The sequence below is a fragment of the Streptomyces sp. WMMB 322 genome, assembly GCF_900090145.1.
Classification (GTDB): domain Bacteria; phylum Actinomycetota; class Actinomycetes; order Streptomycetales; family Streptomycetaceae; genus Streptomyces.
Window position 1 is genome coordinate 37,191 of sequence record NZ_FMHI01000010.1, and the last position, 12,519, is coordinate 49,709.

The 12,519-nt window shown below is 71.7% G+C and carries 11 protein-coding genes and 1 pseudogene; 3 read left to right on the forward strand and 9 right to left on the reverse strand.

Annotation, left to right across the window (positions count from 1 at the left end):
* The first annotated feature begins 57 nt into the window (after positions 1-57).
* A complete protein-coding gene (locus H180DRAFT_RS16990) occupies positions 58-1,440 on the forward strand; it encodes a glycine--tRNA ligase (protein WP_055486933.1) in 1,383 nt (460 codons plus the stop codon).
* A gap of 61 nt (positions 1,441-1,501) precedes the next feature.
* Here the strand turns inward: H180DRAFT_RS16990 and H180DRAFT_RS16995 are convergent, their stop codons facing one another.
* The 5 genes and pseudogenes from H180DRAFT_RS16995 to H180DRAFT_RS17010 all read right to left on the reverse strand — a co-directional run bounded on the left by H180DRAFT_RS16995 (position 1,502) and on the right by H180DRAFT_RS17010 (position 4,666).
* Entirely contained in the window at positions 1,502-2,131 is a 630-nt protein-coding gene (locus tag H180DRAFT_RS16995; protein ID WP_368073131.1) for a Uma2 family endonuclease, read from the reverse strand.
* An 80-nt stretch (positions 2,132-2,211) separates the two neighbouring features.
* A complete protein-coding gene (locus tag H180DRAFT_RS30480) occupies positions 2,212-2,601 on the reverse strand; it encodes a protein kinase family protein (protein WP_254666052.1) in 390 nt (129 codons plus the stop codon).
* Between the two features lie 20 nt (positions 2,602-2,621).
* Positions 2,622-3,032, reverse strand: a pseudogene (locus tag H180DRAFT_RS30960) (phosphotransferase); the annotation flags it as partial.
* A gap of 10 nt (positions 3,033-3,042) precedes the next feature.
* Positions 3,043-3,633: a TetR/AcrR family transcriptional regulator gene (locus tag H180DRAFT_RS17005; protein WP_055486935.1), complete on the reverse strand. Its 591-nt coding sequence runs from the start codon at positions 3,631-3,633 to the stop codon at positions 3,043-3,045.
* Positions 3,634-3,655: 22 nt separating this feature from the next.
* The gene (locus H180DRAFT_RS17010; RefSeq protein ID WP_055486936.1) at positions 3,656-4,666 is read right to left on the reverse strand and encodes an aldo/keto reductase; all 1,011 of its coding nucleotides are present in this window, start codon (positions 4,664-4,666) and stop codon (positions 3,656-3,658) included.
* Between the two features lie 284 nt (positions 4,667-4,950).
* On the opposite strand from H180DRAFT_RS17010, the gene dusB reads away from it, so the two are divergent.
* Positions 4,951-6,138, forward strand: a complete 1,188-nt coding sequence (dusB, locus tag H180DRAFT_RS17015) for a tRNA dihydrouridine synthase DusB (protein ID WP_055486937.1) — start codon at positions 4,951-4,953, stop codon at positions 6,136-6,138.
* A 100-nt stretch (positions 6,139-6,238) separates the two neighbouring features.
* Entirely contained in the window at positions 6,239-7,297 is a 1,059-nt protein-coding gene (locus H180DRAFT_RS17020; protein WP_055486938.1) for a zinc-dependent alcohol dehydrogenase family protein, read from the forward strand.
* A gap of 267 nt (positions 7,298-7,564) precedes the next feature.
* On the opposite strand, the gene H180DRAFT_RS17025 is transcribed toward H180DRAFT_RS17020, so the two are convergent.
* The 4 genes from H180DRAFT_RS17025 to H180DRAFT_RS17040 form a co-directional block, all read right to left on the reverse strand.
* Positions 7,565-7,792 carry a dodecin gene (locus tag H180DRAFT_RS17025; protein WP_055486939.1) on the reverse strand — a complete coding sequence of 76 codons (228 nt, stop codon included), beginning with the start codon at positions 7,790-7,792 and terminating at the stop codon, positions 7,565-7,567.
* Positions 7,793-7,951: 159 nt separating this feature from the next.
* A complete protein-coding gene (locus tag H180DRAFT_RS17030; protein WP_254666053.1) occupies positions 7,952-10,015 on the reverse strand; it encodes an amylo-alpha-1,6-glucosidase in 2,064 nt (687 codons plus the stop codon).
* Between the two features lie 4 nt (positions 10,016-10,019).
* Complete coding sequence (locus tag H180DRAFT_RS17035; RefSeq protein WP_254666059.1) at positions 10,020-11,468, reverse strand: MGH1-like glycoside hydrolase domain-containing protein; 1,449 nt, start codon at positions 11,466-11,468, stop codon at positions 10,020-10,022.
* Positions 11,469-11,602: 134 nt separating this feature from the next.
* Positions 11,603-12,403 carry a sugar phosphate isomerase/epimerase family protein gene (locus tag H180DRAFT_RS17040; protein WP_055486940.1) on the reverse strand — a complete coding sequence of 267 codons (801 nt, stop codon included), beginning with the start codon at positions 12,401-12,403 and terminating at the stop codon, positions 11,603-11,605.
* Between the last annotated feature and the right edge of the window lie 116 nt (positions 12,404-12,519).

Sequence of the window (12,519 nt, forward strand, 5' to 3'; positions counted from 1 at the left end):
CCCCCTCATGGCTCGGTAACCTGAAGTATTCCGTCCGCCGTTGATGAAGAGAGCACTGTGGCCGCCGACAAGATCGACACCATCGTCAGCCTGAGCAAGCGCCGTGGCTTCGTCTACCCGTGCAGTGAGATCTACGGCGGCTCGCGTGCCGCCTGGGACTACGGTCCGCTCGGTGTGGAGCTGAAGGAGAACATCAAGCGCCAGTGGTGGCGAGCCATGGTCACCTCGCGCGACGACATCGTCGGCATCGACTCGTCCGTGATCCTGGCGCCGCAGGTGTGGGAGGCCTCGGGTCACGTCGCCACCTTCACCGACCCGCTGACCGAGTGCACCTCCTGCCACAAGCGCTTCCGCGCGGACCACCTCGAGGAGGCCTACGAGGCGAAGCACGGGCGGCTCCCGGCGCAGGGCCTCGCCGACATCAACTGCCCCCACTGCGGCAACAAGGGCGGCTTCACCGAGCCCAAGCAGTTCTCCGGGCTCCTCTCCACGCACCTCGGCCCGACACAGGACGCCGGCTCCGTCGCGTACCTGCGGCCCGAGACCGCGCAGGGCATCTTCACCAACTTCGCGGCCGTGCAGCAGACTTCGCGCAAGAAGCCGCCGTTCGGCATCGCGCAGACCGGCAAGTCGTTCCGCAACGAGATCACGCCGGGCAACTTCATCTTCCGCACCCGCGAGTTCGAGCAGATGGAGATGGAGTTCTTCGTCAAGCCGGGCGAGGACGAGAAGTGGCACGAGTACTGGATGGAGCAGCGCTGGTCCTGGTACACGGGCCTCGGGCTGAGCGAAGAGAACATGCGCTGGTACGAGCACCCGGAGGAGAAGCTCTCCCACTACTCCAAGCGCACCGCCGACATCGAGTACCGCTTCAACTTCGGCGGCAACGAGTTCTCCGAGCTCGAAGGCGTCGCGAACCGCACCGACTTCGACCTCACGGCGCACTCCAAGGCTTCCGGGCAGGACCTGTCCTACTTCGACCAGGAGGCCGGCGAGCGCTGGGTGCCGTACGTCATCGAGCCTGCGGCCGGTGTCAACCGCGCGATGCTCGCGTTCATGCTCGACGCCTACATCGAGGACGAGGCGCCCAACGCCAAGGGCAAGCTGGAGAAGCGCAACGTCATGCGGCTCGACCCGCGGCTCGCGCCCGTCAAGGTGGCCGTGCTCCCGCTCTCGCGCAACGAGAAGCTGTCGCCGAAGGCGCGCGGCCTCGCCGAGGCGCTGCGCAAGAACTGGAACATCGAGTTCGATGACGCGGGCGCCATCGGCCGCCGCTACCGCCGCCAGGACGAGATCGGCACGCCCTTCTGCGTCACCGTCGACTTCGACACCCTCGACGACAACGCCGTCACGGTTCGCGAGCGCGACACCATGAAGCAGGACCGCGTCTCGCTGGACCAGATCGAGGGCTACCTGGCGGGTCGTCTGCTGGGCTGCTGAGCCGTACCGGAGTGCAGGGGGCCGGTTCCGCCAGGGGTGCGGAACCGGCCCTCGCCGTCCGTCAGTCGCCCTCCGGCTGCCCGGCCTCTTCCCCGGCGGGCGGGCCGAAACCGCCGGTGTCCAGCTCGCAGTCGAACGGGGCGGGGATGTGGAGCGACTTCCCGAACGGCACCGTCGTGTGCGAGGTGTAGCCCTTCTCCGTGGGCGCCCAGAAGACGGTGGCCGACTCCTCCTCCATGTCCAGCAGCAGATACACGGGCACACCGGCCCGCCCGTAGACGCGAACCTTGTCGTCCCGGTCGGCGTCGCGCGTCGACGGAGACGTGAGCTCGGCGACGAGAGTCAGCGCCTCACCGTCGATGTATCGCTTCCTGGTGTGGAAGGCATCTTGTGCCGCCACGTAGAGATCGGGCCCGTAAGCCCGTTCCTCGGAGGGGAATGTGAAGAGGAACGGGGCGATTTCGACGATGTGCCCCTCGGGAGCGTGTGCCTCCAACTGGGTCCGGGCGGACCGCATGACGGGCATGTAGAACCCTCGCGACCACGGTGACATGACGATGTTTCCCCCGATGATCTCTGCCCGGTAGCCGTCGGGCACGTCCATGCTCAGCAGCGTCCGGCACATCGCCTCGAATCCGGGCGGGCCGTCGGGGGTCTCTATGGGCGTCGATGGCGTCGGTCGCTCAAGCATGACGGTCATGATGCGCCTTTCCTGCCGGGTGATCCATTCGTCACCCAGAGTATTCGCCGCGTCTGACAGCGCCGGGTCGCTCAGCCCAGAAGCGCGGTCAGGCGTCTCGCTTGCCGCTCGGCCGTGCCGGGAGGGTTCCGGGGGCGCTCCCGCGCCGCGTCGAAGGAGAGCAGGAACAGCCACACGAGGGCGAGGAGACGTCGGCAGTCCCGCAACCGCGCGGACTCCTGCGCCGTCAGTGCGAACCGGCCGAGGAAGGCGCGGACGTCCAGCGGCTGCTCCGCCCAGGAACCCACGTGCTCGGTGATCTCCGCGAGTTCGAACACCCGGTCGCTGCGGCCCGAGTCCTCGAAGTCGACGATCCGGACGCGCGTCCCGTCCCACAGATGGTTGGCGAGGTTGCCGTCCCCCGCTCCGAAAACGCCCGTACGCCGGGCGGGGCGTCCGGGACGCGCGACCGGTCCAGCCACCGCAGCCCGAGGAGCATCGCGGCGTCCACCTCGTCGCGTGCCGGAACGCGCACCCGCGGTTGCCAGGAGCGCAGGTGGGCCGTCAGATCCCGTGCGAGACCCGGCCTCGCAGGGACACCGGCGAGGGCGGCGGGCGGCAGGGCGGAGTGGAGCGTCCGTACTGCTTCCGCCAGGGCGTCGAGCACCGCCTCGCCGTGCGGCCGTCCTCGCAACGGCTCACCCGGGAGACGGGACATCGTGATCACCGGTTCCTGCGTGCCGAGTTCGGCCGCGAGCGGCGTGGGCGCGAGCCCGGGTGCGTGGCCGGCCAGCAACCGCAGCGCGCGCCACTCCCGTCGGCCTCCCTCGCCGTTGCCGGGACGGAAGCGCTTCGTGACCCGGCGGGGGCCGAGCTCGATGGTGTGGGTGCCGTGCGGGCCGCCGGTGCTCAACGGGGGCGGCTCAGGCGCGCAGGCCGCGCAGGATCAGGGCGCGCACGGTCGCGAACGCCTCGTCGATGCCCGGGCGCGACCACTCCGGGGCGTACGCGGGGTCGTGGAAGCGTCCCGTCGCGTGGAAGACCGCACGAGCGGTCGCGGCGGCGGACCCTGCCGCCTCCGCGGCGAAGACGCCCTGCGCGCGGCCGTCCTCGATGATGCGGGTGAGCTGGCCGACCAGGTCGTCGATGTGCCGGTCCACGACCGTGCTCATTTCACCGGTGAGCACCGAGTAAGTGGCGAAGAGCTCGGGGTCGTCGCCCGCCTTGTGGCGCTTCGCCTCGAAGAGGCCGGTCAGCCAGCGGTCCAGGCGCTCTTCCGCCGGGCCGGTCCCGGTGACGAGGGGGGCCAGCCGCTCACTGGTGCGGTCCAGCCAGCGCTGTGTCACGGCCTCCCGCAGTGCGGCCTTGGTGCGGAAGTGCCGGTAGACGCTCCCGTGGCTGACTCCGAGGGCGCGAGCCACGTCGACGACCGTGGCCTTGGTGGGGCCGTAGCGGCGCAGCACCTCCTCGGTGGCCTCGAGAACGCGCTCCGGCGTCAGCGCTTCCGAGACCATGCTGCCCCCTGCTTCTCGCTGGCTATCGCTGTTTCTCGCTGTCGAGGTGCGCCATCTGGTTCGCCGAGTACCGCTCGCCGGCCGCGGCACCGGCGGGCACCGCCCGCTCGATGGCGTCGAGATCGTCCCGGTCGAGAGTAACCTCGACCGCCGCCAGCGACTCCGCCAGGCGCTCACGGGTGCGGGCGCCGATCAGCGGGACGATGTCGTCACCGCGTGAGAGCACCCAGGCGATCGCGGTCTGGGCGACGGTGATCCCCTTGCCGTCGGCGATACGGCGCAGAGCTTCGACGAGGGCGAGGTTGTGGTCGAGGTTCTCGCCTGAGAAGCGGGGGCTCATGCCGCGGAAGTCTCCCGGGGCGAGTTCCCGTTCGCGTGACCAGTTGCCGCTGATGAGGCCTCTGGAGAGGACGCCGTAGGCGGTGACGCCGATGCCGAGCTCGCGGCAGACGGGAAGGATCTCCTCCTCGATGCCGCGCGAGATCAGCGAGTACTCGATCTGGAGGTCGCTGACGGGGGCGACCGAGGCGGCCCTGCGGACGGTGTCGGCGCCGACCTCGGAGAGTCCGATGTGCCGCACATGGCCCGCCTCCACCAGCTCCGCGACGGCGCCGACGGTCTCCTCGACCGGGACGGCGGGGTCGAGGCGTGCCATGCGGTAGATGCCGATGTGGTCCGTGCCGAGGCGCTGGAGCGAGTAGGCGGCGAAGTTCTTGACCGCTTCCGGTCGCCCGTCGTAGCCGGTGAACCCGCCCTCCACCGTGCGCAGGGCCCCGAACTTCACGCTGGTCAGGGCCTGTTCGCGGTGGGCGCTCGGTGCGGTGCGGAGGGCTTCGTCGATGAGCAGTTCATTGTGGCCCATTCCGTAGAAGTCGCCGGTGTCCAGCAGGGTCACGCCCGCTTCGAGCGCGGCGTGGATGGTCGCGACGGACTCGGCCCTGTCGGTGTGGCCGTAGAGGGCGGACATGCCCATGCAGCCGAGGCCGAGGGCGGAGGTGCGGGGGCCGTTGGTGCCGAGGGTGCGGGTCTGCATGCTGCGCTCCTTGGGGTGCTGCCGGATCTGCCGGTACCGAGAATGACAAATGGGCTGACAGATTTCAATATCTGTTAGTCCATCTCTTCTCATGGCGCCCGGAGGTCCTCGGCCGTCCCCGGGCTCCCGCATCTGCGCACCGCCCCTCGTACGGGCGGTGCGCAGATGCGGGAGAATGGGAGACCGCGCGAACGCGCGACACCTCGCCGCCGCCCACGCGAGCGGTACCCGGCCCCGGCCGGTCCGGCCCCGCAACCCCGTACGTCTCGGAGGACGCCGACGTCATGACGCCGCCGCTCCACATCGGTCCCCACGTCGTCCAGCCGCCCGTGGTGCTGGCGCCGATGGCCGGGATCACGAACGCGCCCTTCCGCACGCTGTGCCGGGAATTCGCCGAAGGCGGCCGGGAGCACGAGGGCCGTCCCCCGGAGGATCGCGGCAGCGGCAGCAGGGGTCTCTTCGTCAGCGAGATGATCACGACGCGGGCCCTCGTCGAGCGCAACGCGAAGACCATGCAGCTCGTGCGGTTCGACAACAGCGAGAGGCCGCGTTCGATCCAGTTGTACGGGGTGGACCCGGTGACGGTCGGCAAGGCGGTCCGGATGATCGCGGACGAGGACCTCGCGGACCACATCGACCTCAACTTCGGCTGCCCGGTGCCCAAGGTGACCCGCAAGGGCGGCGGTTCGGCACTCCCGTTCAAGCGGCCGCTGCTGCGCGCGATCCTGCACGAGGCCGTCGGCAACGCGGGCGCGCTCCCCGTCACGATGAAGATGCGCAAGGGCATCGACGACGACCATCTGACGTACCTGGACGCCGGGCGCATCGCCGTCGACGAGGGGGTGACGGCGATAGCTCTGCACGGCCGCACCGCCGCCCAGCACTACGGCGGCACCGCCGACTGGGACGCGATCGCCCGGCTCAAGGAGGCCGTGCCCGAGATCCCCGTGCTGGGCAACGGAGACATCTGGTCCGCGGACGACGCGATGCGGATGGTGCGCGAGACCGGCTGCGACGGCGTGGTCGTCGGACGCGGCTGCCTGGGGCGGCCGTGGCTGTTCGGCGATCTCGTCGCGGCGTTCGCGGGCGAGGGCCCCGAGGCGTATGCGCGGCCGTCCTTCGGCGAGGTGGCGCGCGTGATGCTGCGGCACGCGACGCTGCTGGGGGAGTGGCTGGGCGACGAGGCGCGCGGCGTGATCGATTTCCGCAAGCACGTGGCCTGGTACACGAAGGGGTTCCCGGTCGGCTCGCAGGCCCGGCAGCGGCTGGCGGTCGCCGCCTCGCAGGCGGAGCTGGCGGAGCTGCTCGACGGCCTCGACGCGGACCAGCCGTGGCCGCACGACGCCGACGGCCCGCGGGGCCGCACCCACGGGCGTAACAAGGTCGTGCTGCCCGACGGCTGGCTCGACGACCCGTACGACTGCGCCGGAGGCGTGGGCGCCGACGCCGAACTGGACACGTCGGGCGGCTGAACTACCTCGTCACAGGGCTTGGTGAAGACCAATCGGACTTTTATCCGGAACGGCTAACCAGGCTCCCGTTCGGCCCGCACGGCTGGGAGACTTGCCGCTCGTGAAGGCCATCGTCTACGAGGAGTTCGGGCAGCACCCGGCGCTCCGCTCGGTACCCGACCCCACGCCGGCCCCGGGTGGTGTGGTGATCGAAGTCGACGCCACGGGACTGTGCCGCAGCGACTGGCACGCGTGGCGCGGCCACGATCCCGATGTGAAGCTGCCGCACGTGGGGGGTCACGAGTTCACGGGGACGGTCGTCGCGGCGGGCTCCGGTTCGGCGCTGCCCTGGGTGGGGCGGCGAGTGACCGTGCCCTTCGTGTGCGGCTGCGGCACGTGCGCGCAGTGCGTCACGGGGAACCAGCAGGTCTGCGAGCAGCAGACGCAGCCCGGGTTCAGCCACTGGGGGGCCTTCGCCCAGTACGTCGCAATCGACAACGCCGACGGCAACCTCGTGCCGATCCCCGACTCGATCAAGTCGCCCGCGGCGGCCGCTCTCGGCTGCCGCTTCGGCACGGCCTTCCGGGCCGTCGTCCGGCAGGGCCGGGTCACCGCCGGCGAGTGGGTCGCCGTGCACGGCTGCGGCGGCGTCGGGCTGTCCGCGGTGATGATCGCCGTGGCGAACGGCGCGCGGGTCGTGGCGGTGGACATCTCCGCGGCGGCGCTGAAGGTCGCCCGTGACCTCGGCGCCGAGGCGACCGTGGACGTCTCAGACGTGGACGACGCCGGAGCGGCTGTCATCGAACGCACCCTGGGCGGGGCGCACTTGTCGCTGGACTGTCTCGGCGACCCGCGCACCTGCCGCGCGTCCGTGCGGAGTCTGCGGCGGCGGGGGCGTCATGTTCAGGTCGGCCTGCTGCCGCCCGACGACGGCTCCCCGGCGATCCCGATGGACCGGATCGTCGCCCACGAGCTGGAGTTGCTCGGCAGCCACGGCCTCCAGGCGCACGAGTACCCCGCCCTGCTGGGGCTCGTCGAATCCGACGTGCTCCATCCCGAGCTGCTGGTGCGGCGGACCATCGACCTCTCCGAGGCCCCGGCCGCGCTGGTCGAGATGGACATCCCGGTGCCCGCGACCCCTGGCGTGACGGTCATCAAGCCGGAGTCCCCGAAGTCCTGAACCGGGCGGTGCCGCCGCACGCCGCCGCCCGGGCCCTCCGGTGGGCGGCGGCCCGGTGGGCGGCGTCCCGGTTCAGCGGTGCCGGAAGTGGCCGCCCATGTTGTGGATCACGCGCTGCAGTGCTCTGAGGGTGCGCACACACACCTCGCCGGGGATGTCCGCGTGGATGTGCCCGCGCAACCGGCGTGAGGTCGACGGGGACGGCGGGCTGCGGGACGGGGAACCGGGCCGGAACCGGGACCGGACCGGGACCGCGGGGCCTGTGGGTCAGTCTCCGGCGGACTGGCCGCTCTCCAGCCGGAAGCCGACCTTCATGCAGACCTGGTAATGCTCGATCTGCCCGTTCTCGATCTGGCCGCGCACCTGTGTGACCTCGAACCAGTCCAGGTGGCGCAGGGTTTCCGAAGCTCGGCTGATCCCGTTGCGGATCGCGGTGTCGACGCCCTCGTGGGACGTGCCGACGATCTCGGTCATCCGGTAGGTGTGCTCGCTCACACGGACCTCCGCTGGCTCGTTTGCCTTGTTCGTCCCTTTCCGGTGCCCGGATCCGTCCGGAATACGCCGACGAGGCCGGGCCGGTGCGCAGACGGAGGACCGCCCCCGGCCGCAGGGGGGACGGCGGCCGGGGGCGGCGGGTGAGGGATGCCCGGGGTGTCAGGTGCCCGGAGCGCCCCCCACGGCTGTGAGCAGGGCGAGCGGCGTGGCAGCCGCCCACGCCTGCGGGGAACAGGCATGCGGATACGGGACCGGAGCAGGGTGGTCGGTGCGGCCGTAGCCGGCGAGTACCTCGGGCAGGCGGTAGTTCTGCCGGGCCGCGGCCTCGACCATTCCGGCGGCGAGGGTGCGGGCCTCCTCGTGCAGCCCGTAGCGGGCGAGCCCGAGAGCAATGACGGCGTTGTCCTGCGGCCAGATGCTGCCCCGGTGGTAGGAGAGCGGATGGTACGGGGCCTGACCGGCCGCCAGGGTGCGCACGCCCCAGCCGGAGAAGAAGTCCTCCTCCATCAGCCGCCGGCCCACCTGTTCGCCCGCCTCCTGGCCGAGGATTCCCGACCAGAGCAGATGGCCCGCGTTGGAGGCGAGGGCGTCGGCGCGTGTGCCCTCGTCGTCGAGGGCGAGCAGCGGGAAGTTCTCCTCCGCCATCCAGAAGTCCGACTCGAAGCGCTCCCGCAGAGCTGCGGCCGCCTTCGACAGCCGTTCCGCGTACGCCTCGTCCTGCCAGACCGTACGGGCCAGCTCCGCGGTGCGGCGCAGCGCGTCGTAGGCGTAGCCCTGGGCCTCGGCGACCATGACCGCCCCGCTGGGACGTGTGCCGTCCGTGGTGCACACGGCTCCCGGGGAGTCCTTCCAGTTCTGGTTGGCGAGGCCGCCCTGGTGCGCGTGGTAGGCGAGATAGCCGTGCTCGTCCAGGCCGCCGTGGGTGAACATCCAGTCCACTGCGGCGCGCGCGTGCATCTCCAGGCGGCGGGCGAGGGGCGGCTGTCGAGGGCCTGCTGCCTGCCCCGGGCCCTGCCGCCCGTGCTGCCCCTCGTCGTCCCCGGCGTCCCCCTCCCGCGAGAGTTCGCTGTACGCGCCGAGGAGGATCAGGAAGAGCGGCGTGGCGTCGACCGAGCCGTAGTAGCGCCCGTAGGGGACCTGGCCGAAGTGGGCCAGTTCGCCGTGGCGCACCTCGTGCACGATCTTTCCCGGCTGGGCGAGGCGTTCGGGCTCCTCCTCGCGCGCCTGGGTGGCGGCGAGCGCGAGCAGCGTGGGCTCCGCCAGCTGCGGGCGGTAGGGGAGCGCGAAGAGGGAGGTGAGCAGCGAGTCCCGGCCGAAGAGGGTCAGGAACCAGGGAACTCCCGCGCCCGGTATGAGCAGTTCCTCGCCGTCGGGGCCGCGCGCGGCCACCCGCAGCCCTGCCAGGTCGACCAGTCCCTGCTCGCAGGCGCGGGCCAGCTCCGGCCAGTCGGTCAGGCGGGAAGGAACGGGTTCCGCCGAAGTGAACTCGTCCGTACGTGCCTTGAGCCACGAGCCGACGGCGGCCGGGTCGCCGTGCGGGGTGCCGGCTGATTCGCGGCGGTCCGTGGCTCCGTGTGGATGGGCGGTGACGGTGAGCGTCAACTCCGCGGTGCCGTGCGGTGCCAGCTCCAGCTGCCAGCACAACTGCCGTGCGGAGCTGCCGGTTTCCTCGACGGCAAGGGGCGGGGGCGCGGCGGTGACGGTGGTACGGGAGTGCCACTCGCCGCGCCGGTATCCGAACTCGACGCCGTCCGGGTGCACTTCGTGGGTGCGTACCGTGTGCGGCTTGTCGTACCAGCGGTGGTCCGAGCGCAGCTCGAACTGGTCGGCGAAGTCGGCGTCGGCGGTGAGGGTCAGCCGCGCCGACGTGGCTTCGCCCAGGTTGCTCGTGAGCCGGATGCGTTCCGTGAACTCGCCGCTGACGACGGCCTGTTCCCGGAAGACCGTGTAGGCGGGGGGTTCCTCACGGGTGCCGTGCGGGGTGAGGACGGCGGTGCCGTTGCTGTCGGACGCGGGCACCAGCACAGCTGGGGAGGCGCCGTCGACGGTGAGCTGCCAGCGGCTCAGGTGGCGGGCGTCACGTACGAACAGGCCCTCGGGAACGGTCCCTTCGGACTGGGCGCTGGGCAGCGTCCAGCCGGGCGGGCCGCCGACGTCGCCGGACGGGCCCAGTACGGCGAAGGTGCCTTCGTGCACGAGCAGACGGGGCTCGGTCGCATTCACAGACTCAGGGTCCTTCCTCGGACTCGGATGACTCGGCTGCGGACTCTGCCCCGCTCATTGACGTGAATCCGCCGGGTTGAACCCCCGGTTCGGACACCTGGCCTGAATCCGGTGCTTTCAGAAGGTCGAGGGCGAGAGCCGCGGTCCAGCTGAAGTCGCGGGCCCCACGGCCCGCACCCGTGTACGGGTCGAGGTACTCGGCGAAGCGGGACTCCGCGGCGGCACCCAGCACGTCGGCGCGCAGCGCGTCGGCGAGTTCCGTCTCGCCGCGGTCGCGCAGCCCCCGCTCCAGCAGCCAGTTGACGTTGAACCAGGCGGGTCCGCGCCAGTAGCGGTACGGATCGAAGGCGGGTCCGCACAGGTCGTAACTCGGCAGCAGCCGCACCCGCGTGCCGAGCCCGAAGTGCTCACCGGTGACGGTGTCCAGCAGCCCGGACGTGATGTGACCGGGCAGACCGGGGACGATCAGGGGCAGCAGACCCGTCGCGCCCCGCGCGTCGAGCAGCACGCCGGAGGAAGCGGACGAGCCGGAAGCGGCCCCCGGGGCGCCGTCCCCGTCCCGCAGGTCCCTGCACAGGAACTGGCCGGCCTCCGGCGACCACAGCCGCCGTACCAGGGCGTCCGTCAGTGCGGCGGCGCGCTCGCCGTGGGGCGCCGGGTCGCAGCCGACTTCACGGGCGATGGCCGCCAGCGCGTGCTCGGAGGCGATGAGGAGGGCGTTGAAGGAGGGGTCCTCGACCGCGAACCCGTGCGGTGCCTCCGCGTCCCGGTAGCCGTGGTCCCGGTAGCCGGCGGCGAGGGCGACGTAGCGTCCGTAGTCCCGGTCGGTGGGCCGGTCGTCGGCGGCGCCGTGCCGGAGGTCGGCCCGCCGGAAGGTGTCCGGGGCGGCGGGTTCGACACGGGAGAGCGGGCCGTCCCAGCACGGACTGTTGTCCATGCCGGACTCCCACGGGTGGACGACGGCGGCCAGCCCGCCCCCGCCGAGGTCGCGCTCCTCGGTGAGGTAGCGGTGCCAGGCCGCCAGCCGCGGCCGGACCCGCTCCAGGAACCCGCGGCGCCTCGAGGCGGCCGGGTCGGCCTGATGCACCAGCCAGGCGGCGAGGGCGTGCACGGCGGGCTGGACGATCCCGGAGGTCTCCAGTCCGCGCGGCGCGCCCGCACCGCCGGCGTCGGCTGCGCCCGCCGTGGAGGAGCGCCAGAAGTCGGGCCCGGGGAAGTAGGCGTCAGCCGGCACACGGGAGTTGAAGACGATGTGCGGTATCCGCCCGTCCTCCCACTGGCCTCCGAGCAGCGTCTCCAGTTCGCGCTGGGCACGGACCGGTGAGAGATGGCGCAGCCCGATCGCGACGAACGCCGAGTCCCAGCTCCACTGGTGCGGATACAGGCCGTGCGAGGGCACCGTCGAGGAGCCCTTCCAGTTGCCCAGCAGGACGCGGAGGGCCCCGCGGCGCAGCGATGCGCGTTCCGTGCGGCCCGGAAAGCGCTGCGGCGGCAGGGAGTTGGCGTCACCGGGGGCCGTCCCGCGCGAGGCGGGCGTTCCCGCCGATCCCTGTGCGGTCCCCGGGGCGGAGGCGGGTGCGGTGGCGTTCACGCGGCGGCCCGCTCGAGGAACGACGGTACGGAACGCACGGCTTCGGCCGGGTCGCCGTTCAGCCGGCACTCGACGGCCAGTTCGCCCTCGTAGCCCGCGGCGTCCAGCGCCCCGAGCCAGGCGGGCCAGTCCAGGTGCCCCGCGCCCGGCTGGAGGCGGTTGGAGTCGCTGACCTGGGCGTGCTCGATGTAGGGGGCGGCTGCGAGGATCGCCGCGGGCGGGTCCGTCTCCTCGATGTTCATGTGGAAGCTGTCGATGCCCACGCGCACCGAGTCCAGTCCGGTCTCGCGTACCAGCTCCACTGCCTGACCGAGCCTGTTGACCATGTGGTCCTCGTAGCGGTTGAGCGGTTCGAGGAAGAGGGCGACCCCTTCGCGGCGGGCGTGCTCGCCGAGTTCCGTGAGACCTTCGAGCAGCACCTCGCGGTCCTCGTCCTCGCTGCGCGGCGGCTCGAACGGCGGCAGGCGGCGGGAGAACATCCCGTACGAGGCGGGCGTCATCGCGCCGCGGCCGCCCAGTTCGCCGATGACGGAGAGCTGGGACTTCATCTGCCGCACGGCGTCGCGCCGCAGTTCGTCGTCGAAGGCGCCGGAGAAGTGCCGCATCTCGACGCACACCGTCGGCATGACGACTCCGTCCGCGAGGGCCTTGCGCAGTTCCGGCAGCCGCTCCCGGAAGTGGTGACCGCCCTTGCCGCGCAGCTCGATCGCGCCGTAGCCCGCGGACTGTGCGAAATCCCACTTCCGCTGGAGGGTTTCGCCCGGCAGCAGATGCTCCTGGCAGGCGGTTGTGAACATGGTCGGGCCTTTCGCGAGGTGCGCTCGGGGGGATGTGCTCGGGGCGGGTGGGGATGCGCCGGGTCGGCCTCGTGCCCGTCCCGCCGGTCCGTTGTCCGGGGGCCCGGGGGCCCGGA

Excerpts from the sequence above, each read along its gene's own strand:
- H180DRAFT_RS16995 (WP_368073131.1), bottom strand. The coding sequence starts at position 2,131 with ATGCTTGAGCGACCGACGCCATCGACGCCCATAGAGACCCCCGACGGC.
- H180DRAFT_RS17005 (WP_055486935.1), bottom strand. The coding sequence starts at position 3,633 with ATGGTCTCGGAAGCGCTGACGCCGGAGCGCGTTCTCGAGGCCACCGAG.
- H180DRAFT_RS17010 (WP_055486936.1), bottom strand. The coding sequence starts at position 4,666 with ATGCAGACCCGCACCCTCGGCACCAACGGCCCCCGCACCTCCGCCCTC.
- dusB (WP_055486937.1), top strand. The coding sequence starts at position 4,951 with ATGACGCCGCCGCTCCACATCGGTCCCCACGTCGTCCAGCCGCCCGTG.
- H180DRAFT_RS17040 (WP_055486940.1), bottom strand. The coding sequence starts at position 12,403 with ATGTTCACAACCGCCTGCCAGGAGCATCTGCTGCCGGGCGAAACCCTC.